This window comes from Acinetobacter sp. Tr-809 (genome assembly GCF_011753255.1).
GTDB lineage: Bacteria > Pseudomonadota > Gammaproteobacteria > Pseudomonadales > Moraxellaceae > Acinetobacter.
Window position 1 is genome coordinate 52399 of the sequence record NZ_VWVZ01000003.1, and the last position, 26764, is coordinate 79162.

Here is a 26764-nt window from a genome sequence, read left to right on the forward strand (position 1 = left end):
TGGATGGTTGCAGTATTTTGATTCGTCGTTCAATAATGAATTCGATTGAATGACAATTATGCAAATTATGACTGATCAGCGGCATAAGAACAATATGCTTTAGTCAAACAGCCGAAAACTTTCATTCATCTTTAACTTGAATAATTTTCATCTTATGAAAAGTTTGTGCCTGTTTGGCTAGTCAGAAACAATGAGGCAGCGTATTGTACAAGGAGCAATCTAGGTTGAATAATGAGATGCAAAGCGATTCAAAACATAGCGCATTAATTGTTGTTGATGTGCAAAATGGATTTACACCGGGTGGAAACTTGGCAGTCACTGACGCTGATCAAATTATCCCAGTGATTAATCAACTAGCGCGTCAGTTTGAAACCGTCGTGCTGACCCAAGACTGGCATCCCGATCAGCATATTTCTTTTGCTGATAATCACGAAAATCAAGTTCCATTTGAAACCATTGAGTTGCCATATGGAACCCAAGTGTTATGGCCAAGACATTGTGTACAAGGCACACACGATGCTGAATTCCACCCCGATCTTGATATTCCAACCGCGCAACTGATTATCCGCAAAGGCTTTCACGTCAATATTGATAGTTATTCAGCCTTTATGGAAGCAGATCGTAAAACACCGACAGGTCTAAAGGGCTATTTAACAGAACACCAAATTGATACGGTCTATATTGTGGGGATTGCCACCGATTTTTGTGTGGCGTGGACGGCATTGGATGCTGCACAGATGGGTTTTAAAACCTATGTGATTGAAGATGCCTGTAAAGCGATTGATTTAAATGGTTCATTACAAAGCGCATGGCATAACATGTTAGAACAAGGCGTTCAACGCATTCAGTCCGCTACAATTTTGGTATAGGCTTGTGACGATTGATCCAAAGGCGTTAAACTTCTAAAACTGATGAATCAGCATCAGTTAAAACATGACTTAAGGCAGAATTGAGCGTTTTATGACAGTCGAGCTTGATGATTTTGATCAGAAAATTATCCATCATTTACAAATGAATGGACGGTTGGCCAATCAGGAACTTGCTGAATTGGTGGGTTTGTCGACCTCGCAATGTTCTCGCCGTCGTGTTCAGCTTGAACAGAAGAAAATTATTACCGGGTATTATGCTCAAATTGCGTTGAGTGCAGATCCGGCACCGATCATGGGTATTATTGAAGTGAAATTGCAAAACTATAGTGATGCAACACATGATCGTTTTGTTGAGTTTCTGCTACATGAGCCTGCCGTGAAAGATATTCATAAATTAACAGGTAGTTATGACTTTGCACTTAAAGTAGCGGTTAAAAATTTAGATGAGATGGTTAAACTCATCGGGATTTTGTCTTCTAAGAATTTTGGCGTCAGTAATCTCAATACCTCAATTGTGCTAGAAAAACTAAAAGAAAACGGGATTGCGATTAAGTAAAAGGGATCTCGTTGTCATTTCATATAATGCAAAATAAAAAAGCAGGCTTATTGAAAGATATAGACTATTCGAAATGAAGTATTTTGAATATAAATTGCATTTATGGCGAAAATATAAGAATAAATTGCGAAATTTTAATAAAAATGATCAAATATGCCATGTCTTTCTTTGAAAGATCTCTCTCCCTTTAGCTGTTCTCCTATTGAGTTGTACCGTTATGAATACCGAGCAAAATGTATCTCTGGTAAGTCCAGTCATGCCTGTGATTGAACAGCACTCTAAAATTGAAGATGCGTTGGCGATGTTGATCGGAACATTCATTCTTTCTTTTGCCATGACTTTACTACAGCAAGCAGGAATTATGACAGGTGGGACGGCAGGTCTATCTTTGTTAATTCATTACATTACTGACCTGAAGTTTGGTGTCTTATTTTTCTTAATTAATATCCCATTCTATTATTTTGCCTACAAAAAGATGGGCATCGCGCTGGTCGTGAAAACCTTTATTGCTGTTGCATTACTGGCTGGATTTACTGAAATTATTCCACAATTTTTCCATCTTTCTGATGTCAATCCGATTTACGCCACGATTTTTGCCAATGTATTGATGGGTGTAAGTTTTTTGATTCTATTTAGACATCGTTCGAGCTTAGGTGGGATCAATTTATTGGCTTTGTATTTACAGGAACGTTTTAAAATCCCGGCTGGAAAAGTGCAAATGGGTATTGATGTGGTGATTTTATTAACGTCGTTGTTGTTTGTGGACTGGAAACTGATTTTGGTCTCAATTTTCGGTGTGATTATTTTGAATTCAATCATTTTGTTGAATCATAAAACCACACGTTATGTGGCTTAAACTTAAAATTTTTATTCTCATTAACTAAAAAATATAAAGAAAACTCGAGGGAGGGCGAACCCTCCTTCGAGCTAAGAATTATTCTACTGTCACACTCTTCGCAAGGTTACGTGGTTGATCGACATCTGTACCACGTAACACTGCGACGTGGTAAGACAAGAGTTGTACAGGTACGCTGTAAACAATTGGTGCTAACCATTCATTTACTGCTGGAATATGCACAACATGTTGGCGATCTTTACCATGGATACCACTGTTTTCATCTGCGAATACAAATAACTCACCGCCACGGGCTTGTACTTCTTCCATATTCGATTTGAGTTTATCCAGCATTTCATCATGTGGTGCTAAGATGACGACAGGCATTTCATTGTCAACTAATGCCAATGGCCCGTGCTTTAATTCACCTGCGGCATAACCTTCGGCATGAATATATGAAATTTCTTTCAGTTTCAATGCGCCTTCTAGCGCGATCGGGAAATGTGTACCACGACCTAAGAATAAGCAGTGATTTTTCTCAACAAACAATGCCGATAAACGCAGGATTTCAGTATTGCCTTGTAAAGTATCTAAAATAACTTTAGGGCAATGCCATAAGGCTTCCGTGATCTCAGCAAATTGAGCAGCAGACAAACGCTGTTTGACTTGACCAATTTTTAAGATCAATAGCATCAATGCCGCAAGTTGCGTGGTAAATGCTTTGGTCGAAGCAACACCGATTTCAGGGCCTGCCAATGTCAATAAATGGTGATCTGTTTCGCGTACCATAGATGAGGTCGCAACGTTACAAATCGTCATGGTGCTGATGTCAATATTGTTGGCTTTGGCACGTTTTTGTGTTTCACGTAACGCTGCTAGTGTATCTGCAGTTTCACCTGATTGTGAAATACAGACATATAGGGTATTTGCCACGATTACTGGATTGCGATAGCGGAATTCACTTGCAATCTCAACTTGGCAAGGTACACCAATCAGTTGTTCAAACCAGTATTTGGCAATCATGCCTGCATGGTAACTGGTACCACAAGCAATGATTTGAATTTGCTGAATTTTAGCAAAATCAGCATTGGCATGGCTGAGGAAATCTTCACGTAAGTTATTGCCATTGAGCGCTTGAGAAATGGTTTGCTGAATTGCTTCAGGTTGCTCATAAATCTCTTTCAGCATGAAGTGCTTGTATTCGCCTTTAGATGCATTGCTTACCGTTGCATCTAACTCTTTCATTGGACGTTCTACAAGCTCACCATTTGCAAAAACTTCAATGCTGGTACGGGTTAAGCGAGCGATATCGCCTTCTTCTAAATAGACGAAGCGGTTGGTAACTGGTAATAAAGCCAATTGGTCAGAACTGATAAAGTTCTCGCCTATACCTACACCAATGACCAGCGGTGAACCTTCACGAACTGTGATGAGTTCATCAGGGTGTGCAGTGTGTACAATGCCTAGTGCATAAGCACCTTTCAGTCGAGGAGTTATTTTTTGTACTGCTTCCAGTAAGCTATCTGTCTGTTTTAATGCATCGTTAACGAGATGTGCAACAACTTCGGTATCGGTTTGTGAGGTAAACACATAGCCAAGCGCTTGTAATTCATCTTTAAGCTCTTGGTAATTTTCAATGATGCCGTTATGAACCACAGCAACATTACCCGAAACGTGCGGATGCGCATTATTTTCAGTTGGTTTGCCATGTGTTGCCCAACGTGTGTGTGCAATACCCACATTTCCTGTTAAATGCTGTTCTGATACGGCTTCAGCCAAGTTGGCAACTTTACCAACACGACGTTCACGTAAGATTTTTTGATTATTGAGTAATGCTAAACCAGCAGAGTCATAACCGCGATATTCAAGACGTTTAAGTCCTTCAATTAAAATATCAGTTACACAACGTTCAGCAACGCCACCAACAATACCACACATAATTTTATCCTCTTATTTTTTCAACTTTTGGGGACGTTGATAATTTGCTTTCTCAAACTGTTTTGCGCGTTCGACAGCTAAACTATGCTCAGCTACATCTCGGGTGAGGGTTGATCCTGCACCAGTTGTTGCGCCTTGACCAATTCTGATTGGTGCAACCAATGAGTTATTGGTACCAATGAATACATTGTCTTCAATGACAGTGCGGTGTTTGTTTGCACCATCGTAATTACAAGTAATCGTTCCTGCACCGATATTACAGCTTGCACCAATATCTGCATCACCTAAGTAGGTGAAATGATTAGCTTTAGAGCCTAGTCCGATATTTGAATTTTTTACTTCTACGAAGTTGCCGATATGTACATCATTGGCAAGATTGGCGCCTGGACGTAAACGTGCGAAAGGCCCAATTTGGGTATTTTCGCCAACGATGGCATTTTCAAAAATGCTATAGGCTTGAACTTTTGTACCGGCAGCAATACGGGTATTTTTTAAAATACAGCCTGCACCGAGTTGTACATTATCACCCAGTTCACAGTCACCTTCGATGATGACGTTGGCATCAATTTGTACGTCTTGTCCACATTTTAAACTGCCACGTAAATCAAAACGATTTGGATCAATGAGGTGAACACCTTGTAGCATCAATTCTTTGGCTTGCTGCTGTTGGAACTGACGTTCTAAAGTTGCAAGTTGTAAGCGGTTATTCACACCTTCAACCTCAAACGCAAGCTCTGGTTCAACTGAGGCAACTTCTAAGCCATCCGCAATTGCCATCGCGACAATATCGGTGAGGTAATATTCACCTTGCGCATTTTCATTGGAAAGTTGAGGCAACCACTCATGCAGTTTTGCATTACTGACACAATAAATGCCTGTATTAAATTCTTTAATTTGGCGTTGTGCCTCATTGGCATCTTTATGTTCAACAATGGCCTGAATTTTGCCATCTTGACGAACAATACGACCATAACCTGTTGCATCATCTACAGTGAGCGTCACTAAGCCAATGCCTGTTTGCGTTGATGCATACAATAGTTTTTGCAGCGTATCTGCCTGAATACAGGGTACATCGCCTGATAGAATCAGTGAAACACCTTCTTGAGGTAGAACAGGCAAAGTCATTTGCACGGCATGACCTGTTCCGAGTTGTTCTGCTTGTTCAACCCATTCGATTTGTTCAGCAGCAAAGTTTTGTTTAACCAGTTCACCGCCATGCCCATAAATGGTAATAATATTTTGGGCATGGAGTTTTTTTGCCGTTTGAATCACATGTCCAAGCAGTGGACGACCTGCAAGTGGTTGTAATACTTTTGGTAGTTGTGAACGCATTCGCGTTCCTTTCCCTGCTGCAAGAATAATAACAGTTGTTGACATAACTAACTCTAATTCAATGGCTTAAGTCAAAATATAAAATGAAGAATAAAAATACAGAGTGCTGCCCAAATTCCGGCAATAATGTCATCCAGCATAATTCCAAAGCCGCCAGACACTTTTTGGTCGGCCCAACTAATTGGAAAAGGTTTCCAGACATCAAATATACGGAATAATACGAATCCAACAATGACCCATAGCCAATTCATTTGCTGTAAATACAGCAAAGGTAAAAGGGTAATCGATTGACCTGCGAACTCATCCCAAACAATACGCCCATCATCATGAACATTGATGACTTTTGCGGTATGCCCACAGATATAAATGCCAATTAAGGACATCAATATGATCGCAATGAGACTTGCTGGCAAACCCAGATATAACCACAGTGGTACAAATAACAATGCAAAGGCAGAACCAAAAGTTCCAGGCGCTTTAGGTGCTAAACCAGAGCCAAAACCGACTCCGCAGAATACGATGAAGCGGTCAAACCAAGTCATTTGGTTAAAGTGAATGGGAGGCTTATGCAAAGTGTTGGTATCCATGAACATGTAATGGGTGTGCTTGACCCATATACTCAAATAACAATCCAGTTTGTTGGGTAATTTCACCGATTATTGTAAGCGGAACATCTAATTGTTGTCGCGACAGTTTTTTGAAGTTTTGCGGTGATATTGTAAAGCATAATTCGTAATCATCACCGCCTGCAAGTGCATAATGACAAGCCTGTTGCAATTCAAGTTGTTTGAGTGATGGATCTATCGGAAGCTGCTCAAGCTGTAATTTTGCACCGACATTGGATGCTTTTAAAATATGACCTAAGTCTTGAGCCAATCCATCTGAGATATCAATCATACTTGATGCCAACCCTTTGAGCTGCTGACCCAAATGACAACGTGGGGTTGGATAATCTAAGCGTTGTTGTAGTGCGTGTCCGAGATGCTGTAATCCAAACGCAGCATCGCCAATTTGCCCACTGACACAAATATAGTCGCCGATTTGAGCGCCTGCGCGAGTAATGGCCTGACCATGTTCAATCCAACCTAAGGCGGTCACACTAATGGTCAGTTGAGCACTTTGGGTGGTATCACCGCCAATCAGGCTGACACCAAACTGATCGCAGCAATCAAACAAGCCCTGACTAAAGCCAGCCAGCCAGTCATGATCAACAGTCGGGAGACTAAGTGCGAGTAAAATACTATGGGGTTTTGCTCCCATTGCCGCCAAGTCTGATAAATTGACAGCGACACTTTTCCAGCCGATGGCGTGAGCAGCAGTATCTAAGGGGAAATGACGACCAGCAACCAGTGTATCTGCACAGATCACCAATTGTTGTGAAGGAGGGGGGGTAACGATGGCTGAGTCATCCCCGATACCTAAACTGACATCAGATTTTGATGTACGTTTAAAGTAACGTTCAATAATGGAAAACTCAGCCATACAACATCAAGCCTATTATTTTGCTTGTTGTTTTTCAGCTTCACGAAGCTTTGATGAAAGACGGTCTAATACACCATTGATATATTTATGACTATCTGCACCACCAAAGTGTTTAGCTAGCTCAATTGCTTCATCAAGTACAACACGGTATGGAACTTCGAGATGATCTCGTAATTCATAAGCACCAAGTCGTAGAGTAGCAAGCTCGACACCATCCAATGCACTTAACTCACGGTCAAGTACAGGAATGAGCAACTCATCTAAAGCTTCATGTTGAGCAATCACTTGAGTGAGTAATTCATGGTAATAGTTAAGGTCAACTTTGTGCATGGCATTTTCTACACGCGTGCGTGCTTCAATTTCATGTACTGGGTTCTGACTCATTTGCCATTCATAAATCCCTTGTACAGCAAAACGACGTGCTTTGCGTTTCGCTGCATAAGCGGCCTGAAGTGTTTGCGACATGCTTTAAATTGCCTTTAATAAGTTAACCATTTCGATTGCAGTCAATGCAGCTTCGCTACCTTTATTTCCTGCTTTCGTACCAGAACGTTCGATTGCCTGTTCAATGCTGTCTGTAGTCAATACACCATTGATTACTGGCATTGTGCTTTCAAGAGCAACCACGCCTAAGCCTTTTGCACATTCACCTGCAACAAAGTCAAAGTGAGGTGTGCTGCCACGAATCACTGCACCTAATGCAATGATGGCATCAAATTTATTTGAAGCTGCTAATTTTTTCGCAACAATCGGCAGTTCCCATGCACCTGGTGCATGAATAACGGTAATCGCTTCTTCTGCAACGCCATGACGTTTTAGAGTGTCGATTGCGCCTTCAAGTAAATGTTCAACAACGAAGCTGTTGAAACGACCGACTAAGATCGCATAACGACCTTCGCTTGCGAGATGTAATAAACCTTCAATTCGGCGAATTGCCATAGCAACCTCGATTATTTTGCTGTGATTTGATCGGCAGTGATGTATTCCACTACCTCTAAATTAAAACCGGATAAAGCATTGAAACGAAGTGGAGAACTCAACAACTTCATTTTCTCAACGCCTAAATCACGTAAAATCTGTGCACCTACACCAATGGTTTGGTATTGATGAGACAATGCAGCATTGGATTTGAGTGGTTTTGGCTGGTTTAAGTTGTTCAGTGCAGGACCAAGGTCTTCTAGATGATCCTGACCAATCCACACCAACACACCACGATCACTTGCAGCAATGGTTTTCATTGCGAGATCTAAATTCCAGGCAGATGAACCATCAGCTTTATGTAATTTTAATAAGTCACGAATCGGGCTGAAGCCATGTACACGGACAGTGGTCACGCCTTGTTTCGGATCACCTTTGACTAAGGCAACGTGAATATCTGGGTTGCCGATTTCACGGTACTTATATAGTTCAAATGCACCGTATTCGGTTTCAATGCTTTCTTGAGACAAACGTTCAACGGTTTGTTCATTGGTCATGCGGTAATGAATGAGATCTGCAATGGTTCCGATTTTTAAACCGTGTTTTTCTGCAAATACTTCTAAATCAGGACGACGTGCCATTGTACCGTCATCATTGATAATTTCACAAATCACTGAGGCAGGTTCTAAACCAGCTAAACGGGTGAGGTCACAGCCTGCTTCGGTATGACCAGCACGATGTAGCACACCACCTGGCTGCGCCATTAATGGAAAGATATGACCTGGTTGAACGATATCGCTCGGTTTTGCGTGTGCTGCCACCGCAGTACGAATAGTGTGCGCACGTTCAGCTGCAGAAATACCTGTACTGATGCCTTCTGCTGCTTCGATTGAAAGCGTGAAGTTGGTTGCATGTTGCGCACCGTTTTGATCAACCATTAACGGGAGGTTGAGTTGTTTACAACGATCACGACTGAGTGTTAAGCAAACCAAACCACGTGCATGGGTAATCATGAAGTTAATATCTTCAGGGCGAACATGCGTTGCGGCGATGACTAAGTCACCTTCATTTTCACGATCTTCATCATCCATAAGGATGACCATTTTGCCTGCACGAATATCTGCGACAAGTTCTTCAATACGACTCAGCGGCATTCGCTTTCACCTTTGATGCTGCCTTTTTAGGCACTAGTATTCGATAAATCTGGCATAGTTTACCGCATTTTAAAAAATTTCGCCTGTGCTTCTTTACCAATAAAAAGTCAGACTAAACAAATTATCTGGCAACACTTTATCCTGCCCAAATTTGCCACTTTACAAGACGGTGTGATGCGATTGTAAGGTTTATATGTATGGGCTAAACAAAAAAACACAAGGCTTTGTATGAGACAAAGCCTTGTGTTTGCGATGACTTATTTACCGTAAGTGGAGGGTAACTTATTCAAGCTCTGTCGAGGTCTTGACTTTTTTACCCATTAAAATTTCGGTACGCAGCGTTTGAGCAAGTGTTGCACACTCTTCATTCATACCATTAATCATAAAGGCATGGCGTGTCATGATATTGCTTGGATTTGGCATTGCCACCAATTCATAGTTGTTTTGAATCGTTTTGAGCTGTTCGTGATTTAAATGCAAAGCCGCTTCTTTAGCGTGTAAATGTTGTGCCAAACGTTTCGCAGCTTCAAGCGCATCTAACTGCATGGCATCAACAGCACTTGCAACCGCACCGCGTGTTTGTAGTGCAAAACGTTTATCTTCACGGTAACGCTTGTAAAGCACGTCTGCCAATAATTGGAAAACAGCCCCAACCATCATCAAACATTCAAGTGCATGGGATTGTTCTGAGCTGGTTGCTAAAGTTGCACCATCGGCATTAAATTCTTGCGCGACGCGAATCTGTGAAGCATCGATTTGATAATGTTTAGCACAGAGATCAATACTTTTATCCAAAAATAATTGGCATAGTTTGAAATACGGAACGGAAACAGACTGATTGACACTGCTCAGTAATTGTTTCGGATCATAAAATTGGATGTTCAGAGCTAAAGCTTGATCATTGATTTGGGATGATTCAACTAGGTTCTTTTCAACACGTGGCTTAGCTTGTGTTTTTGCTTGTTGCTGTGCTTGAGCAACCAAAGTCACGGTATTTTGTTTTTCCAAAGCCAATGCTTGGGTTAAACGCTGAATCTCATGCTTGAGATGATTTTCTTGATTGATGCGTGCCAAGTATTCGCTACGGGTTGGACGCGCAATAGCACGATAAGCCAACCAAATTAACCCATGAATAAATAAAGAAACTAAAATAGCCAACCATTGAGTTCGCAAAATCTCACCGATACTCGGTTGGATTAAGGTAATTTCAACGGTACCGACTTTCTTTTCATTTTGTAATGCATCACGAACAAATACTTCACCTTGGCGGGTTTTAGCCATACCACTGGTTGCAAGCACTTGTTTATTGGCATCTAAAATTCGAATGGATGCAACACTTGGATTGGTTGCATAACGATTCGCAACCAATGCCAGTGAAACTGTATTAGCAGGTTCTAACTCTGAAAGACTATCTGCCACTAACTGACTGGTCATCAGCTGTCCTTGGCTGGCGCGATTTTCATTGAGTTGATGTGTCGTTGCAATCACCAATAAAAAGGTATGCAATGCAAAACTTACGATCAGTAGGCTAGCAAATAGCCCTTGGCGAGGCGCATTCAAGTTAAACTTCCAAGGCAAATAGATTCATGGGTTATGTTATGATTCTTACAATAGTTGTCGCTCAACCACGAGTCAATTCATGCGAGAAATCATTCTTATATCCTTTCTAGGACCAGATCAACCGAATCAGTTTACTCGATTAATGCAGGTACTATCCGTACATTCTTTGCAAATACTCGATGTCGGTCAGGCAGTTATCCATAATCAACTGACCCTTGGGATCGTTGTTGCATCGGATAATGAGACTGCAACGGCATTAGCAATGAAAGAGATTCTGATTTTAGCACATGATATTGGCTTAACTGTGCGATTTAAACCAATCTCCAACGCAGAATATGATCAATGGGTGAGTGAAGGTGGCCGAACACGTTATATCGTCACTGCGCTTGCACCTGAACTCACCGCTGCCCATTTGCAAGCGGTCACAAAAATTGTGTCAAGTCAGGGCTTTAACATTGAAACGATCACCCGTTTATCTGGCCGTTTAGAACTTGGGACAGAAAGTCATTTTCCACGTCGTGCTTGTGTCCAGTTTGGTCTCAGTGGGCAGATGTTGGATGCACAGGCCATGCGTGCTGCATGTTTAAGTTTATCTGGTGAGTTAAATATTGATGTTGCGGTACAAGAAGATAATGCTTATCGCCGTAATCGTCGTTTAGTTTGCTTTGATATGGACTCTACCCTGATTGAACAAGAAGTCATTGATGAACTGGCATTAGAAGCAGGCGTTGGCGCTCAAGTTGCTGAAATTACTGAGCGTGCCATGTTGGGTGAACTTGATTTTCAACAAAGTTTTCGTGCCCGAGTTGCTTTATTAAAAGGTTTGGATGCTTCAGTATTACCGAAAATTGCGGAACGTTTGACTGTGACCGAAGGGGCAGAGCGTTTGATCTCTACCTTGAAAGCCTTAGGTTATAAGACGGCAATTTTATCAGGTGGTTTCCAGTACTTTGCTGAGTACTTACAAGCAAAACTTGGGATTGATGAAGTACATGCCAATATTCTTGATGTAGAAGATGGTTTTGTGACAGGCGAAGTCAAAGGCGCAATTGTGGATGGTGCCCGTAAAGCTGAACTGTTACGTCAATTGGCGGACAAAATGGGAATTTCGCTAGAGCAAGCAATGGCAGTGGGGGATGGTGCCAATGATTTGCCGATGCTTTCAATCGCTGGTTTAGGTGTTGCATTCCGTGCAAAACCTTTAGTTCGTCAAAATGCCAATCAGGCCATATCGAGTGTTGGTTTGGATGGTGTATTGTACTTGTTGGGTATGCATGATAAAGATTTAAATCGAGCTTAACCTCCCCAATAATATGCTTCAAAATAAGGCCGCTATCTCAGCGGCCTTATGCATTTTTAGTGCGTCACTTATTCGTCATAATTATGTCTAAATGTATAGAAAAACAACGATAAAAAAATTCCGAAAAAAGTTTTTTTGCAGCCAAAAACACACATAGTTTTTTGTAATGACACGCGGCAATTGATGCTATATGGAGATTCAGGACTTTTCTCTGTTTTAAAAATGTAATGACAAAAGCATATTGCGACAGCTTGTGTCGTAAGGTTAATTTCAGGCTCTTTTTTTCTAAAAAAAACGCTCCATAATGCATAAAGACGTTAATGCAACACGAAGTACTGTTAGAGATTACAGAACAATATAGAGGTCTGAACACACTACAGACCACCCTTTTAAAGACGGAGGTTTCTATGGAAGCAGCGAATTTCACCATGTTGGTTGGATTTGGCTTAATCGCTGTCGCAGTTATTGCTGTTTTCTTTTCTCCTTATCGTCGTTGGTTAGGTTTTATGTTGGCGGGTATGCTGTGCTGGGGACTGTTAGAAGTGGTACGCTTTGGTGCGCAAACCATATTCGAGATGTCCGTCGCCTATAGTTATTTGACCGCGTTGAGCCTTGCGATGATAACGGTTACATTTATTCTTTTACGTGAAGACAAACAAGCACAAAAACAGTTGGCTAATCGTCAGTATATTGAACATACCCCTGTGTATAAGGACGACCAGCAGCAATGTTCTAGCAGATAAATGATAATAATTTTAACAACATCAAAGGCATGCTCAGCATGCCTTTTTTGCACTAATTTTTTGCAACAAAGCTTTTACAGACAGCTCTACAACTGTGCTAGGATACGGTTGTCTTAATTTTCATCATAATACTGTAGGCATAATTGTCATGAAGCTTTCTTCTTTACCTGTGGTTAAGTTACCTATCGTTGATGTAAGCACTGATCCACTGGATTTATTAGTGGCAGGTTTGGCGTTACGTATGAAGCAATTGGCACGTACGAGCCCAAAGTTTATTGAATTGGTACATGACCGTGAATTTCGTATTCAGATTGGTACAGATTTAGGTTTGGCGCGTCAGATTCTTGTGAATCATGGCAAGATTGATACGGTTGCAGGTAGCCCAGAAAAAGCAGATTTTATTTTACAATTTGCATCGAGTGAGCAAGGTGTAAAAACGTTGCTAAAAGGCGACCCAACAGCATTCATGACAGGTATGCAAGATGGCAGCATCAAAATGGAAGGTGACTTCAGTCTATTGGTTTGGTTTAACCAAGCAGCTAAATTGATTCCACCAAAAGTACCAAAACCTGTAAAAGAAAAAATCCGTCAAGCACGTGCCTTTATTAAAGAAAAAACTGGCAAATAAGCTGATATAAAAAACTCCCCAATTGGGGAGTTTTTTATTGCCTAGCATTATTCAATTTCTAAATTGAAGGTGACGGGCCCATCATTGATTAAATGAACTTTCATATCTGCTGCAAAAATACCTGTTTGCACATGCTTGAATTGTTGTTGTGCATATTCAACCAATTGCTCATACAGGGCTTTAGCTTCTGCAGGCGGCATGGCTGGTCCAAAGTCAGGACGTAAGCCTTTTTGGGTTTGTGCCATCAAGGTAAATTGTGAAACCAATAGAATTCCACCATTAGCTTGGCTGACATTCCAGCCCATTTTGCCTTGCTCATCATCAAAAATACGATACTTCAAAATCTTATCAATCAGGTTTTTGCCTTTTTCTAAAGTGTCTGCTTTGCCTAGACCTAAAAATACCAATAAGCCGTGTTGAATTTCGCCAGTGGTTTGCCCTTCAACCACAACTTTGGCTTCGAGGACACGTTGAATTAATGCGCGCATAAAAATGAAGATCGGTATTGAATCAGCGCAACAGTCTAACAGATTTGGTTGTTCTACACCGACCCCAGCAAGATGCTTGGCTGGTCTCCATCTTATTTTTCGATCTATTTTATTAAAATTATCTTTTTTATCTATTGTTGAAATCTTTGTATAGTCCCAGTGCAGGAAAGGTATTTTGATTTTGGATTTAATAGCATGTTTAAGCGAACTTTTTTATTTACAATTATCGCAGCAACGCTCGGCACCGCGTATGCAGCACCTTTAACAAAAGACAACGGTGCACCTGTAGGTGACAATCAAAATTCTATGACAGCAGGCGCGAATGGCGCAACGCTACTCCAAGATGTACAGCTGATTCAAAAATTACAACGTTTTGGCCGTGAACGTATTCCCGAGCGTGTAGTACATGCACGTGGTACAGGTGTATACGGTGATTTCGTCGCAACAAAAGATTTGTCTGATTTAACCGTCGCGTCCATGTTTAAAGCAGGTACTACCACTCCTGTTTTTGTCCGCTTTTCAACGGTGATTCATCCTAAAGGTTCTCCAGAAACCGCACGTGATCCACATGGTTTCGCAGTGAAATTCTATACCCAACAAGGTAACTGGGATTTGGTCGGCAATAACCTACCTGTGTTCTTTATTCGTGATGCAATCAAGTTTCCAGATTTTGTTCATGCCATGAAGCCTGATCCAGTGACTAATGTCCAAGATCCGAACCGTATTTTTGATTTCTTAAAAAGCCAGCCTTGGTCAATCAATATGTTGACCTATGTCTATTCCAATTTAGGCACACCAGAAAGCTACCGTACGCTAGATGGTTTTGGCGTGCATGCCTTTAAACTCTATAACGACAAAGGCGAATATAAGTACGTTAAGTTCAACTGGCGTTCTCAACAAGGTGTGAAAGGGCTGAATCTGGATCAGGTGCGTGAAGTTCAAGGTCGTGACTGGAATCATTTGACCAATGATATGTACAAAAATGTCTATGCTGGAAACTATCCAAAATGGGATTTGTATATTCAGGTGCTTGATCCAAAAGATTTGGGCAAATTTGATTTCAATCCATTAGATGCAACCAAAATCTGGCCAAATGATCTGGTACCTGAAGTGAAAGTAGGGACGTTGACGTTGAATCGTATGCCGAAAAACTTCTTCCAGGAGACAGAACAATCGGCATTTGCTCCAGGTAACTTAATTCCTGGGATTGAGCCATCGGAAGACCGTTTACTGCAAGGACGTATCTTCTCTTATTCGGATACACAGTTATACCGTTTAGGTGCGAACCATCAGCAGATTCCAGTGAATCGTCCTCGGGTTACGGTGAATAACAATAACCAAGAAGGCTTTATGAACATGGGGCAAACCGAGTCTCAGGTTAATTATGAGCCAAGTACGATTGAGCCTAAACCATCTACTGAGATTGCCAGAGCTGTACAAACACCGTTGCAAGGAACGGTTTTACAACAGGCAATTCAGAAACAGCAGCCCTTTAAACAAGCGGGAGAGTTATACCGTAGTTATTCAGTCGTTGAAAAGAATGACTTGATTCGTAACCTTGCTGCGGATTTAGGTGCAGTAAAAGATATCGAAACCAAGACCATTATGCTGTCTTACTTCTACAAGGCCGATGCCGATTATGGAGCGCGTCTTGCCAAAGCGCTAAATGTGAATCTAAAAAATGTACAGACCAAAGCGTCGCAACTAAAAGACGAATAAACGTTTTCAAGATGTGGTAACAGGTGCCTGAATGTTACCCCCAAAAAGTCCTGTAACCTCAATAGCCTTTCCTGCACCTAGGGCGAGTGTTACAGGCATTCCTTTTTAGACTATTAATTGGGTGTGAATAATGGTTCATTTTCGGTCTTTATTATTTGCGATCAGCTTAGTTTGTGGCAGTTTCTCGATTTCTGGCTATGCAGGCACGCCATCTGTCACAGTCAAAGGATCAGAGGAGGTGGTTGAGCTATTTTTCTCTGCGGCGAAAATTGGCAATGTCGAGGTTTTACAAGAGTTTTTAAAGCATGGTTTCCCAGTTGATATTCAAGATCATTCTGGTTATAGCGCATTGATGATGGCGAGTTATTATGGACAGAAAGATGCAGTAAAAACATTGTTGCAATACAATGCTAATCGTTGCCTACGAGACAAACGTGGACATACGGCTTTAATGGGGGCGATTGTCAAAGCTGAATGGAGCATTGCCAAACAATTGCGTCAGGTCGATTGTGATGCGAATGCAGAGAAAACAGGACAGCTCACTGCTGAACAATTCGCGATTCAATTTGGACAACAGCAACGTTTAAAGCAGATTCAACCTTCAGTATCGAACTAAGTTTGCTTTTCGCTTTAAATATTTGAATTTAAAAATACTTTGATGGGTATGGTTTTTGAAAAAATATCCATCGTCGTAGACAGACTCATTTCTGCGTAAAAGTATGCTTTAATGCTTGAAATAGAATAGATCCTAAGTCAGTCATGTCTACACCAATTATTCAATCTTTACTGGATACCGACTTATATAAATTCACCATGTTACAGGTGGTGTTACATCAGTTTCCGCAAACACATAGTGTTTATTTATTTCGTTGCCGCAATTTAGAAGATACGGTTTATCCCCTAGTTGATATTTTGGATGATTTGAATCAGCAGCTAGATCTACTCTGTGAACTGCGTTTTGCAGAAGATGAATTGCAATATCTGCGTTCATTGCGTTTTATTAAAAGTGATTTTGTTGATTATCTCGAATTATTCCAACTGAAACGTCGCTTTATTCAAGCCAGTATTGATGATACGGGGCGTTTAGATATTCGTATTGAAGGCCCTATGGTTCAGGCGATGATGTTTGAGATTTTTGTCTTGGCCATCGTAAATGAACTGTATTTCCGACGTATTCGGAGTGATGAAGTGCTGGCGGAAGGTGAACGACGCTTACAACAGAAATTGCTGCAATTACAGCACTATGCCCAAGAACAACAAGATAAAGAACCACCATTTTTAGTGTCTGATTTTGGTACGCGTCGTCGTTATAGTTTTGAATGGCAAAAACATGTGGTGCAAGCTTTTCAGACCGCAGCACCCAAAGTATTCCGAGGCACCAGCAATGTACTGTTGGCAAAGCAATTGGGGATTAGCCCGATTGGTACCATGGCGCATGAATTTTTACAGGCTTTTCAGGCACTTGATGTGCGGTTACGTAATTTTCAAAAAGCAGCACTTGAGGCATGGGTACAAGAGTATCGTGGTGATTTAGGTATTGCCTTGACTGATGTGGTAGGAATGGATGCTTTCCTGCGCGACTTTGATTTGTATTTTGCCAAGTTGTTTGATGGTTTACGTCACGACAGTGGTGATCCGTATGAGTGGGGTGATAAGGCTTTTGCGCATTATCGGAAACTCAAGATTGATACCAAAACCAAGATGTTAACCTTTAGCGATGGCCTGAATTTAGAGAAAGCATGGTTATTGCATCAGTATTTTAAAGACCGTTTCCAAGTAAGTTTTGGGATTGGCACCAATTTGACCAATGATATGGGGCAGAAACCATTGAATATTGTGTTGAAATTGGTGGAGTGTAATCGTCAGTCGGTGGCGAAGATTTCGGATAGCCCAGGTAAGACCATGACGGATAATGATACGTTCTTGGCGTATTTACGTCAGGTGTTTGAGATTGAAGAGAACGAATTTAGCGTTTAAGCAAACAAGTTTAGAGGATGGTGATGGCGGTATCTTACTGGGCATTTTTTAAATATTAAGTTCAACCTTCGGTTCGACCTACTTTTCTTTCGGGAAAAGTAGGCAAAACCATTGTCATCCACAAAACCTGTTCATTTCCTTCTTCTATTTTATATTTCGCAGAAACAATACCTTGTAGATATTTCGCAGGTTGTGGATGACGTTTTCGAGTATCTAATTTCATGTGATAGCTTATATTAAATCTCAAAAGCATTATGGATATTCGTCAGACGGTATATCTACTTTTCTGCTAAATCAATGCAAAAAATCAGACAAAGATAAAAAGTCGGCTATGTTAATATCATCCCTAATGCGGATGATAAAACAGCATAACCATGACTGACGTAGATTTTAAACTGGGTTTACTGATTGAGCCTGAACGACTAGTGCCGTATTTAGGTAGCGAGTTGATTCGTATTGTCGATTTAAGCCGAGCTTCGGTGTATGAGCAACTGCATATTCCTCATGCGATACATTTACAACCTAAATACTTGGTTGCACAACAAGAACAGGCCAATGGGGTGTTGCCAGATTTAGAAGGCTTGCAAGCCTTAATCGAAAAATTAAATATTTCACCTCAGCATCATGTCGTAGTCTATGACGATGAAGGTGGAGCTTGGGCAGGGCGTTTAATCTGGAATTTACATTGCCTTGGTTTTAACCGCACCAGTTTGATTAATGGTGGTATTCATGGCTGGTTGGGGGCAGGTTTGCCGACCACAGCTGAAGTTGATCCTGTAAAGCCTGTTGCGGATCTGTTCCAGATTGATTTAGACACGGTACAACAGCATCGAATTGAATATCACGAATTGTTACAACAGGTCGAACAAGACAATATTCAGCTCTGGGATTGCCGTACCAACGAGGAATATACAGGCTTACGCCTTGCTGCGCGACGCGGCGGTCACATCCCAAATGCATTGCATTTTGAATGGAGTACTGCCCTAAACCGTGAAAATCATCTAAAATTACACCCGCTTGAACGCACACAACAACGTTTAGAACAATTAGGCTTTAATTTACAACAACCTGTGGTGGTGTACTGTCAGTCTCATCACCGTTCTGGCTTGGCGTATATTTTGGCAAGATTGCTCAACTGGCAAGTTAGAGCCTATGACGGTGCGTGGAGTGAATGGGGCAATCGCCTCGATAGTCCTATTATTTCAGGGGAGTCACCGTCTTGAGTTTTGCAGCAGATTTAAAAAAACAATTATTTATCAAAGCACAGAATCTTGTGCCGCAACATCAGCTTAGCCGTGTTGTCGGTAAGGTTGCCGCAAGTGAAAATCTTTTGGTAAAAACTGCTGTTATTCAAGCGTTCAAAGCAAAATATGGAATTGACATGAGCATTGCTGAACAAAGCAATGCGCAACACTATAAATCTTTCAACGAGTTTTTTACCCGTGCATTGAAGGATGGTGTCCGTGGTATTGATGAGCAAGCGGATAGTATTGTTTGTCCTGCGGATGGTGCGATTTCACAGCTTGGTAAAATCGAAGCGGGTGATATTTTCCAAGCCAAAGGTCAAAGCTTTTCTGCCGAAAAATTGATTGGTGATCCGCAGTTGGCGAAGCCATTTATTGATGGTCAATTTGCGACCGTTTATTTATCACCGAAAGATTATCATCGTGTCCATATGCCATTGGCTGGCACATTAACCGAAACCTTATATATTCCGGGTGAGTTGTTCTCAGTCAATCAAACCACGGCTGAAAACGTACCAGGCTTGTTTGCACGTAATGAGCGTATGGTGTGCTTATTTGATACCGAGCTGGGTCGTATGGCGGTCGTTCTAGTTGGTGCAATGATTGTCGCTGGGATTGAAACGGTTGCAACGGGTAAAGTAAAACCATCTGGCAAAGTTGAATTACAGCATCATCAAATGAAATTGGATAAAGGTGCAGAGTTAGGTCGTTTCTACCTAGGCTCAACTGCTGTGGTTTTATTTGAAAAAGATAAAATGGTCTGGGAAGAACAGTTTAAAGCCAATTCGACGGTGGTGATGGGTGAGCGTTTAGGTCATTTAATTTAATTTGGAGATCATAAAAGCCCTTTAAATTTTAAAGGGCTTTTTTACGTATTTCACATACGGCGTATTATGTTAATTTTAGGAAATCTTTAAAAGCTATAGCTTCTTGAGCTATCCATAATTCTCCTTTCTTTTGGAATACTTGAGATTATATGATCTAGCATCTGATCCAAGTTATAACCATAGTAAGCACTATAATATGTTGGTTTTTTTACAGAGATTCCTGTAGCCTCTTTAATCCGCTGCTGAACAGATACACTTTTTTCTTCTAAAAACTGCAAAAGTTCGGCTTCTGGTTGCTTAATATAAGAATTCCATCCTCGTCTTTTCATCGCCATATCTGCTTGGTTAATAGCGATTATGACTCTATCTGGCTCAATACACTCTAAAACCACTTGCTCTAAAATTTTATAAGTTGTGCCTAAATCACGATGTGACCCATCTAAAATAACTAATGCTAAATCAATAAATCCATACTCTTTTTGATGAATATCTTCTGACTTACATGTTTTTAATAACAGTTGAGTTAAATTTTTAGCATGTATTTTATCAGCAGCTAAACCATCACCTAGCCCAGCTGTATCATGTAGTCTAAAAACATCATTCACAGCATATTGTGTTATGTGCATAGTTTCAGGATCGACACCTAATCCAACTTTTGCGACTTCAGACCCAAATAATCCATTAATTGTTGAACTTTTTCCTACTCCTGTAGCCCCAATTAGTGCAACATCCAAAGGATATAGTAAGGATCGTTCTCTTAAAGTATTTCTAATATCATTAATTCGATAATTTTGCATATACAGACTACCAACCGAAGAATGAGGAAATACCACCAACAATGCCACCTACGACACCGCCAACAGTACGTCCTACAGCTTCACCAGCTTTCCCGAATAATGATCCTATTGCTCCACCAATGTTCGCTCCTTGCGTTGCCCCTTTAGATGCAGATTCGACTAAAGACTCCATAAAGCTTTTTTTAATTTCTTTTTGATAATCTTCTAATTTATCGTCCTTTTCCCACATTTCATCTTTTTTATTGATGTCTTGCATAAAGACAGCTCTTTTTTCTTTTTTAGTATGTCTTAGGATAAAAGTTAAAAGTTTTGATAAATTATAAGGTTGTTGTTCATCGTCACCGTCCTTGTAACCTGCTGAGTAATAAATTGGTTCTACATCAATACCTGTGGCTTCTTTAATTCTTCTCTGTGTTGATATAACTTTTTCATCTAAAAACTCTTGTAATTTGGGTTCTGGTAAATTTTCCTCTGAATTCCAATACTTTCCTTTCATCGCCATATCTGCTTGATTAATAGCAATTAATAATCGTGATTTATCATCTCCAAGATTAGGAATTATTACATTATTAATTAGCTCGAAAGATGTACCTAAGTCTCGGCTACTACCATCAAGAATAACCAAAACTAAATCGATTAGAAGATCACCATTGTTATCCCTTTCTACTAATTTATTGATGATATTTTTAGCATGTTTTCTATCAGCTTCTTTACCATCTCCTAATCCTGGAGAATCAAATAGAATAATATTATCAAGTTCAAATTTTTTAATATCCATAGTCTCAGGATCAACGCCTGTTCCTACTTTGGCTTTATCAAAATTAAATAAGGCATTGATTGTTGAAGATTTACCTGCACCAGTAGCTCCCGTAATCAAAATATTAACTTTAGTATCTTTTAACGTTGATAAATTTCTTAGAACCGTTGCTTTGTCTTGTTCTCGTAAAGAACTATCAGAATTTATTTTTTTTATAAACTCATCAAATACGTTTAAGCTACTCATCCTATTTCCCCTTATGCTTATCTTTGATTTTAAAAAGTAATGTTTGTATATTACGTTGAGGCTTAGAATAAATAAATATCATGACGTCTTAATATGTCGTTTAATCTAAAAATTAAATTTATCTAAAATCCATTCTATTTAACATAATGGGCGTTATGGGAAACTAAATTTAAAAATTTAATTTAAATCAATTGCTTAAATTATTTTAACATTCTGAAAAAACACCAAAAAGTCGACTTAGACACAAGTCGGCTTTTTTTGGAGCAGTTTTGATATGTTTTGCCAAGCTCTAACCTTACCTGTACGTTTTTGCTTACACCAATTCAGGGCAATGTCCCATTTTCAGTCAAGGCTGAATTGCCTAATATGAACTCATCAGGAACAGGAAGTTCCAAAACATAAAACAAGAATGATAAGTTTGTGCATCAGGATGTGAGATATGACAGGAGTTATATCTAGTGAAAGGAATACGAAAAAGCCCGACAGGATGTCGGGCTTTTTTCATTTGAGCTAAAACTCAGTCAGTTGTTTCGCTCATCTATTTGGCACTGTAATAGGCATGAATCGATGCTGCACAACGTTCAACGATTAGATCTTCATCCTTTTTCCAGATGAGTTTCACTTCACTGAGGGTGTTCTCATCCTGAATCGGAATCAGCCTGACATTACTTGGTAAAATCACTTTAAACTCTTCGGGTACAATACACACGCCAAAACCATTGGCGACCAGTTCCAATTGAGACCTTTTCCTTGAGTAGATTCTGGTTCTTTTTGGACTAAAACCATTCACCAAACATAAATTGGCTGCCAAATAACTTAAGCCACCACGGGCTTTATGCGGTACAGAAACAAAATTTAATGGCTCCAATTCACGGATCGATATACTTTCTTTTTCACTTAATAATGGGTCTGCAATATGGGCGGCAACATATAAAGGGGCAGTGTATAAACTGATCGAATTGACATCATTTAAATTGTGATAAATCGGGGGGCGAATAAAACCCAGATCAATTGTCCCATTCAATAAATATTCGAGCTGTAATTCAGAAGATAGGGTATTCATTTCGATATCAATGTTATGGGTATCACAGAGCTGCTCAAAGATTTCCAACTTGTTTTGATCCAACACAATACTACTGGAATGGGCAATTTTAATGATTCGACCTTCACCACGGCTGATGCTTTGGGCACTGACAATGGAACTTTTTAAATGATCGATATTGGTTTTTAAACTTTTATACAGTGCTTCACCTGCAGGTGTGAGTCTAATTTTCTTTTCAGATCGATCAAAAATTTCAAAACCGATTTCTTCTTCTAAATTTTTAATTTGTCTGCTTAGGGCGGATTGAGCAATAAACAGCTTCTCCGAAGCGGCAATAAATCCCCCAGTTTCAACAATCGTGATTAGATAATTAAATTGTTTTAATGTCCACATATCTCAAAATTAGATCAGTGCTTGTTTTTTCTATATTAGATTAGATGAAAGAAATCTTATACCTTTTTTATAGATCCTTGATTCAGGTGGCTGAACATGACAATGAAAAATAAGATTTTGACCTTGATTGCTGCTGTCGTGATTTGTTTACTGGCGCAAAGCTACGATCACTATATGGGGGTGATGACAATAGAGCAGACTATTGATTTATTGGGAGATTGATAGATTCATCCTACTCAGTTTCATACGATTACTGACTTTTTAAGGGTGAGAAAGCTCAGCGATGTACGCTTTTTCTTACACCGATCAGCGGCAATATCCCATTTTCAGCCAAGGCTGAATTGCCTAATATGAACTCATCAGGAACAGGAAGTTCCAGAACATAAAACAAGAATGATAAGTTTGCGCATCAGGACGTGAGATATGACAGGAGTTGTATCTAGTGAAAGGAATACGAAAAAGCCCGACTTGGATGTCGGGCTTTTTTATTTAATATTGATTTGTTTTTCCCATAGCTCAATCAAGAGCTGCATGGATTTGCTCAGTGGTTTATAAGCTGGCCAAATCGCATGAATTGGCATATCTAATCCATTGGTGGTATCGAGAAAGGCTAAGCGCACCAGACTGTGTTTGGCAAAATGTGTTTGCACTACAGAAAGGGGGAAATTACCCCAACCGAGTCCTTGTTCCACCATATCAATCGCCATGGATAAATTATCGCTGTACCAATATGAATCGGAGACCAATACCCGACTATCAGGTAATGGATAATGCTTGCTTGCAACAATAATCTGTCTGAGTTCAGATAACATAGTGAGTTCATTTTTATTATGCGCTTTGAGCTGTTGCGCATCTTTAGGTGAAACGGCAGCAACAAATTGTTCCATGCCCAGCAAGCGAAAGCGTTCATTATTATCGAGTTGTGATGAGCTATAGGCGATATAGAGATCGATCTCGTTCTGGTGTAGCCGTGTTTTGAGCTCTTGTTGTGGTGCGCTGACTATTTCAATATTTAACAATGGAAAACGTTGAATCAGTTGCTCAATACTTGCTAATAAAAATTTTTGATTCACATCTGCGGCAATGCCAATGCAGAGGCTGGTCTCCAATCCTGTTGAAAGCTCGGTTAGATGCAGGTCGAGTTGACGTAATTTGGTCACAATCAATCGGGCATGCGGTTCAATTGAAAGGGCGACTTCGGTAGGGGCGAGATGATTTTTGCTACGCTCAAACAGTTTTAAGTTTAGCTCTGCTTCAAGATTGGCAATCGCCATGCTGACTGCTGAAGGGACCCGATTTAAGGCGCGCGCTGCCGCAGAAAAATTACCTCGATCAATAATTTCAAGAATCAGTTCAAGCTGTTCACGACTGAGCTTCATAGTCATTCTCTTGTCAGTAAATCTGATGACGATTGACTTTTTTTATCAAATTTAAGGCGTAAAATCCACTCATTATTGATTTTAAGGTGTGGTCATGCAAGGAACCAAGAGAAGAGTCACTTACGTATTTTTCTATGAAGTTTTGAGCTTTTTTATCTGTGCGATGGTGTTGGCGGTGCTTTCAGGCACGACCATTAGCCATACAGGACCTTTGTCGATCTTGATTGCTGTGATCGCAGTGACGGTCAATTTCTTTTATAACTATGTATTTGAGATATGGGAAAAGAAACAGACATCAAAAAAACGTACAGTGCTCAGACGTGTTGTACATGCCATTGGCTTTCAAATTGTCTTGGTGATGATTTTGATTCCGTTAATTGCATGGTGGATGCAGATCAGTCTAGTTAAAGCTTTCTTACTCGATTTTAGTTTGATGGTACTAATTCCATGTTATACCTTTGTTTATAATTACTTTTTTGATCATATTTTTGGTTTACCCAGCCATTTGGTTGAGCCAGCAGCGTTGAGCGCCAAAACCAGCTCTTAATTGACCATTTTATCGTTAAATTCATAAAAAAGAGCGCATAAATTGCACTCTTTTTTATGTGAAAGATAAATTATTTCTGCGACTGAATTTAAATCATTAAAGTCGAATCCAAGTCATATTACGGAAACTGTTATTGCTTGGATTTTTCGCATTAATACTTAGCATTTTGCCAGTTTTGCTTAAACGAGCATTCAGGTTATATTTTTGACCATCATAGGGATTGAGCCAAACACCCTGTCCAAATTCCTCATTTTGATTCAACATCTTTAGACCTGTTAACACTTCCATACCGATAATCTGTTGGTTTTTGGAAGCACCAGAACATGCTGTACATAAGGTTGGTGCCGATTCCTTGGCAGAAGGATACATTTTGACAATCACCGCACTGTATTGTTCGGTCGCAGAATGTCTGCGAATCACAATATCAGACAAGTAAGAGCCCGTACGCTCATCCACGACTTTCCAAGTGCCAATTAAAGGGTCTGTTGGTGCAGCTTGAATCGCCCAAGGGGTGCTGAGTCCAAGCAATAGGACACAAGCGCGAAGAAAAGAAGTATTTAGCATGATAATGGCATCAAAAATATAAATTATGAAATGAAACAAAAGGTTATTATATTATTTTAGTGGAATGATCACAGCATATTTAAGGGAACTTGGCAGTTCCCTTTACGCCTAAATCATGCGGTATAAGCGTTCTTTCGGGAACACTGCGGTAAAGGTCGAGCCTTCATTTTCTTTGGATGTAATTTCTAAATGCGCACCGTGTTGCATTAGCACGTGTTTCACAATTGCGAGTCCTAATCCTGTTCCACCTGTTTGACGGCTACGTGCGCTATCAACACGATAGAAACGTTCTGTTAAACGCGGTAAATGTTTTGGGTTAATCCCGATCCCATTATCCTGTACCGTAAAGTAAGCATGATCACCATCTTCATGCCAGCCAATGGTGATGATGCCGCCTGCAGGAGTGTATTTAATCGCATTGGTAATTAAATTGCTGAATGCACTGGCAATTTCGATATCAGAACCAATCAGGTCGCAATGGCTATCAATATCCAGATTCAAGGTATGCCCATAATCGAGATTGTAGGCACGAGCATCATCAAAGATTTGATTCATCAGATTTGCCATATCAATAATCTGATTTTTCGCGACTTTTTTATTATTTTCTAAATTAGATAACAGCAATAAATCATTAACTAAAGCATTCATACGCTTAGTTTGTGACTGCATTTGTGTGAAAGCGCGTTTCCAGCGCGGGGTAATATCATCTTGATCGATAAAGGTTTCGATATAACCACTGAGTACGGTAAGCGGTGTACGCAATTCATGTGAAATATTATCGACAAAGTCTTTACGCATTTGCTCAAGGTTATGTACTCGCGTGGTGTCATAAGCAACCAATAGACGGCTTTCGCCACCGAAGCGGGTCAGTTTGACTTGTACATAACGTTCTTCATCCATCTGTGCTTGCAGACGGATACCATCAGGAGATTGCTCACTGTGGTTAAAATATTCAATAAAACTGGGTTGACGCAAAATGGACAATAAATTGCGACCACGATCCAAGGGACTAATCCCTAACAGTTTTTCAGCAGCAGGATTCCACCATTCGATTTGATGTTGATCATCAATTAAGACCACGGCTTCGGCCAATGCCACCAAAGAAGATTGCGCACGATCAATCAAACCCACCATTTCAGCTTGAACAATACGTTCTTGACGCTGCGCACGATAGACATTGAACAGTAATGCGCCCCAGATCCCGTTCAGATTTGGAGGGACGTCATAAGGGCGATTGGAAATCCATTCATTGACCAGATAAAGCGAGCGGAGCTGTAGCATGAAAAACAGCACAAAGGCGACAAAAATACAGCTCCAGAAGTAGCCAACCCCAAATCCGACTAAGCTCGCAATCAATAAGAAAAAAAGTAACAGTCTTAAATCTTGTTTTGCAAAGGTCCATAAACTGCTGTAGCGAAAACGTTGGTGTTCACGTGCCAGTTCAGGGACGGGATAAGGTTCATACATAA

At 40.3% G+C, this 26764-nt stretch carries 29 protein-coding genes; 13 read left to right on the forward strand and 16 right to left on the reverse strand.

Annotated features, from left to right (window positions below):
- Window positions 1-236 precede the first annotated feature (236 nt).
- The 3 genes from pncA (at window position 237) to F3J02_RS07615 (ending at window position 2281) form a co-directional block, all read left to right on the forward strand.
- Window positions 237-869 (forward strand): bifunctional nicotinamidase/pyrazinamidase, encoded by a 633-nt coding sequence (pncA, locus tag F3J02_RS07605; RefSeq protein ID WP_167248441.1) that lies wholly within the window; start codon window positions 237-239, stop codon window positions 867-869.
- 91 nt (window positions 870-960) lie between these two features.
- On the forward strand, window positions 961-1425 hold the full coding sequence (locus tag F3J02_RS07610) for an Lrp/AsnC family transcriptional regulator (protein WP_167248442.1): 465 nt from the start codon (window positions 961-963) through the stop codon (window positions 1423-1425).
- A 217-nt stretch (window positions 1426-1642) separates the two neighbouring features.
- Window positions 1643-2281: a YitT family protein gene (locus F3J02_RS07615; protein ID WP_167248443.1), complete on the forward strand. Its 639-nt coding sequence runs from the start codon at window positions 1643-1645 to the stop codon at window positions 2279-2281.
- Between the two features lie 78 nt (window positions 2282-2359).
- On the opposite strand, the gene glmS is transcribed toward F3J02_RS07615, so the two are convergent.
- The 8 genes from glmS to F3J02_RS07655 form a co-directional block, all read right to left on the reverse strand.
- Window positions 2360-4198, reverse strand: coding sequence for a glutamine--fructose-6-phosphate transaminase (isomerizing) (gene glmS, locus F3J02_RS07620; protein WP_167248444.1), 1839 nt, complete (start codon window positions 4196-4198; stop codon window positions 2360-2362).
- Between the two features lie 12 nt (window positions 4199-4210).
- Complete coding sequence (glmU, locus tag F3J02_RS07625) at window positions 4211-5575, reverse strand: bifunctional UDP-N-acetylglucosamine diphosphorylase/glucosamine-1-phosphate N-acetyltransferase GlmU (protein WP_167248445.1); 1365 nt, start codon at window positions 5573-5575, stop codon at window positions 4211-4213.
- Between the two features lie 26 nt (window positions 5576-5601).
- The gene (locus F3J02_RS07630; protein WP_167248446.1) at window positions 5602-6117 is read right to left on the reverse strand and encodes a phosphatidylglycerophosphatase A; all 516 of its coding nucleotides are present in this window, start codon (window positions 6115-6117) and stop codon (window positions 5602-5604) included.
- Entirely contained in the window at window positions 6095-7012 is a 918-nt protein-coding gene (thiL, locus tag F3J02_RS07635; RefSeq protein WP_167248447.1) for a thiamine-phosphate kinase, read from the reverse strand. Before thiL ends, F3J02_RS07630 begins: the two co-directional genes overlap by 23 nt.
- Before the next feature lie 15 nt (window positions 7013-7027).
- On the reverse strand, window positions 7028-7477 hold the full coding sequence (gene nusB, locus F3J02_RS07640; protein ID WP_004803459.1) for a transcription antitermination factor NusB: 450 nt from the start codon (window positions 7475-7477) through the stop codon (window positions 7028-7030).
- Between the two features lie 3 nt (window positions 7478-7480).
- Window positions 7481-7951, reverse strand: a complete 471-nt coding sequence (gene ribE, locus F3J02_RS07645) for a 6,7-dimethyl-8-ribityllumazine synthase (RefSeq protein ID WP_004803462.1) — start codon at window positions 7949-7951, stop codon at window positions 7481-7483.
- 11 nt (window positions 7952-7962) lie between these two features.
- A complete protein-coding gene (gene ribBA, locus F3J02_RS07650) occupies window positions 7963-9084 on the reverse strand; it encodes a bifunctional 3,4-dihydroxy-2-butanone-4-phosphate synthase/GTP cyclohydrolase II (RefSeq protein ID WP_167248448.1) in 1122 nt (373 codons plus the stop codon).
- A 282-nt stretch (window positions 9085-9366) separates the two neighbouring features.
- Entirely contained in the window at window positions 9367-10662 is a 1296-nt protein-coding gene (locus F3J02_RS07655; RefSeq protein WP_167248449.1) for a DUF4175 domain-containing protein, read from the reverse strand.
- 61 nt (window positions 10663-10723) lie between these two features.
- Between F3J02_RS07655 and serB the strand changes: the two genes are divergently transcribed.
- From serB to F3J02_RS07670, 3 genes are all read left to right on the forward strand, one after another.
- Entirely contained in the window at window positions 10724-11944 is a 1221-nt protein-coding gene (gene serB / locus F3J02_RS07660) for a phosphoserine phosphatase SerB (RefSeq protein ID WP_167248450.1), read from the forward strand.
- A gap of 407 nt (window positions 11945-12351) precedes the next feature.
- Window positions 12352-12687, forward strand: coding sequence for a ciprofloxacin tolerance protein AciT (aciT, locus tag F3J02_RS07665; RefSeq protein ID WP_167248451.1), 336 nt, complete (start codon window positions 12352-12354; stop codon window positions 12685-12687).
- A 148-nt stretch (window positions 12688-12835) separates the two neighbouring features.
- Complete coding sequence (locus F3J02_RS07670) at window positions 12836-13315, forward strand: SCP-2 sterol transfer family protein (RefSeq protein ID WP_167248452.1); 480 nt, start codon at window positions 12836-12838, stop codon at window positions 13313-13315.
- Between the two features lie 47 nt (window positions 13316-13362).
- On the opposite strand, the gene dtd is transcribed toward F3J02_RS07670, so the two are convergent.
- Window positions 13363-13803 (reverse strand): D-aminoacyl-tRNA deacylase, encoded by a 441-nt coding sequence (gene dtd, locus F3J02_RS07675; protein WP_167248453.1) that lies wholly within the window; start codon window positions 13801-13803, stop codon window positions 13363-13365.
- A 195-nt stretch (window positions 13804-13998) separates the two neighbouring features.
- Here dtd and F3J02_RS07680 point away from each other — a divergent pair, with 195 nt between their 5' ends.
- The 3 genes from F3J02_RS07680 (at window position 13999) to pncB (ending at window position 17499) form a co-directional block, all read left to right on the forward strand.
- Entirely contained in the window at window positions 13999-15522 is a 1524-nt protein-coding gene (locus tag F3J02_RS07680; protein ID WP_167248454.1) for a catalase, read from the forward strand.
- A gap of 130 nt (window positions 15523-15652) precedes the next feature.
- Window positions 15653-16138 (forward strand): ankyrin repeat domain-containing protein, encoded by a 486-nt coding sequence (locus F3J02_RS07685; RefSeq protein ID WP_167248455.1) that lies wholly within the window; start codon window positions 15653-15655, stop codon window positions 16136-16138.
- A gap of 143 nt (window positions 16139-16281) precedes the next feature.
- Window positions 16282-17499: a nicotinate phosphoribosyltransferase gene (pncB, locus tag F3J02_RS07690; protein WP_167248456.1), complete on the forward strand. Its 1218-nt coding sequence runs from the start codon at window positions 16282-16284 to the stop codon at window positions 17497-17499.
- Between the two features lie 61 nt (window positions 17500-17560).
- On the opposite strand, the gene F3J02_RS07695 is transcribed toward pncB, so the two are convergent.
- The gene (locus tag F3J02_RS07695; protein WP_167248457.1) at window positions 17561-17722 is read right to left on the reverse strand and encodes a hypothetical protein; all 162 of its coding nucleotides are present in this window, start codon (window positions 17720-17722) and stop codon (window positions 17561-17563) included.
- Window positions 17723-17873: 151 nt separating this feature from the next.
- Here F3J02_RS07695 and F3J02_RS07700 point away from each other — a divergent pair, with 151 nt between their 5' ends.
- On the forward strand, window positions 17874-18722 hold the full coding sequence (locus F3J02_RS07700; RefSeq protein ID WP_167248458.1) for a sulfurtransferase: 849 nt from the start codon (window positions 17874-17876) through the stop codon (window positions 18720-18722).
- Window positions 18719-19570: an archaetidylserine decarboxylase gene (gene asd, locus F3J02_RS07705; protein WP_167248459.1), complete on the forward strand. Its 852-nt coding sequence runs from the start codon at window positions 18719-18721 to the stop codon at window positions 19568-19570. The genes F3J02_RS07700 and asd overlap by 4 nt, the downstream gene beginning before the upstream one ends.
- Before the next feature lie 86 nt (window positions 19571-19656).
- Here the strand turns inward: asd and F3J02_RS07710 are convergent, their stop codons facing one another.
- From F3J02_RS07710 to F3J02_RS07720, 3 genes are all read right to left on the reverse strand, one after another.
- Window positions 19657-20367: a GTPase family protein gene (locus tag F3J02_RS07710; protein WP_167248460.1), complete on the reverse strand. Its 711-nt coding sequence runs from the start codon at window positions 20365-20367 to the stop codon at window positions 19657-19659.
- Between the two features lie 7 nt (window positions 20368-20374).
- Window positions 20375-21370: a GTPase family protein gene (locus F3J02_RS07715; protein ID WP_167248461.1), complete on the reverse strand. Its 996-nt coding sequence runs from the start codon at window positions 21368-21370 to the stop codon at window positions 20375-20377.
- A 538-nt stretch (window positions 21371-21908) separates the two neighbouring features.
- Complete coding sequence (locus F3J02_RS07720; RefSeq protein ID WP_167248462.1) at window positions 21909-22805, reverse strand: LysR family transcriptional regulator; 897 nt, start codon at window positions 22803-22805, stop codon at window positions 21909-21911.
- Window positions 22806-22901: 96 nt separating this feature from the next.
- On the opposite strand from F3J02_RS07720, the gene F3J02_RS18665 reads away from it, so the two are divergent.
- Window positions 22902-23027 carry a hypothetical protein gene (locus F3J02_RS18665; protein WP_266096165.1) on the forward strand — a complete coding sequence of 42 codons (126 nt, stop codon included), beginning with the start codon at window positions 22902-22904 and terminating at the stop codon, window positions 23025-23027.
- Window positions 23028-23290: 263 nt separating this feature from the next.
- Here the strand turns inward: F3J02_RS18665 and F3J02_RS07725 are convergent, their stop codons facing one another.
- Complete coding sequence (locus F3J02_RS07725; RefSeq protein WP_167248463.1) at window positions 23291-24184, reverse strand: LysR family transcriptional regulator; 894 nt, start codon at window positions 24182-24184, stop codon at window positions 23291-23293.
- 94 nt (window positions 24185-24278) lie between these two features.
- On the opposite strand from F3J02_RS07725, the gene F3J02_RS07730 reads away from it, so the two are divergent.
- Window positions 24279-24731, forward strand: coding sequence for a PACE efflux transporter (locus F3J02_RS07730; RefSeq protein ID WP_167248464.1), 453 nt, complete (start codon window positions 24279-24281; stop codon window positions 24729-24731).
- Between the two features lie 96 nt (window positions 24732-24827).
- On the opposite strand, the gene F3J02_RS07735 is transcribed toward F3J02_RS07730, so the two are convergent.
- Both F3J02_RS07735 and phoR read right to left on the reverse strand, forming a co-directional pair.
- The gene (locus F3J02_RS07735; RefSeq protein ID WP_167248465.1) at window positions 24828-25295 is read right to left on the reverse strand and encodes a DUF2147 domain-containing protein; all 468 of its coding nucleotides are present in this window, start codon (window positions 25293-25295) and stop codon (window positions 24828-24830) included.
- 108 nt (window positions 25296-25403) lie between these two features.
- Window positions 25404-26762, reverse strand: coding sequence for a phosphate regulon sensor histidine kinase PhoR (gene phoR / locus F3J02_RS07740; RefSeq protein ID WP_167248466.1), 1359 nt, complete (start codon window positions 26760-26762; stop codon window positions 25404-25406).
- Window positions 26763-26764 lie beyond the last annotated feature (2 nt).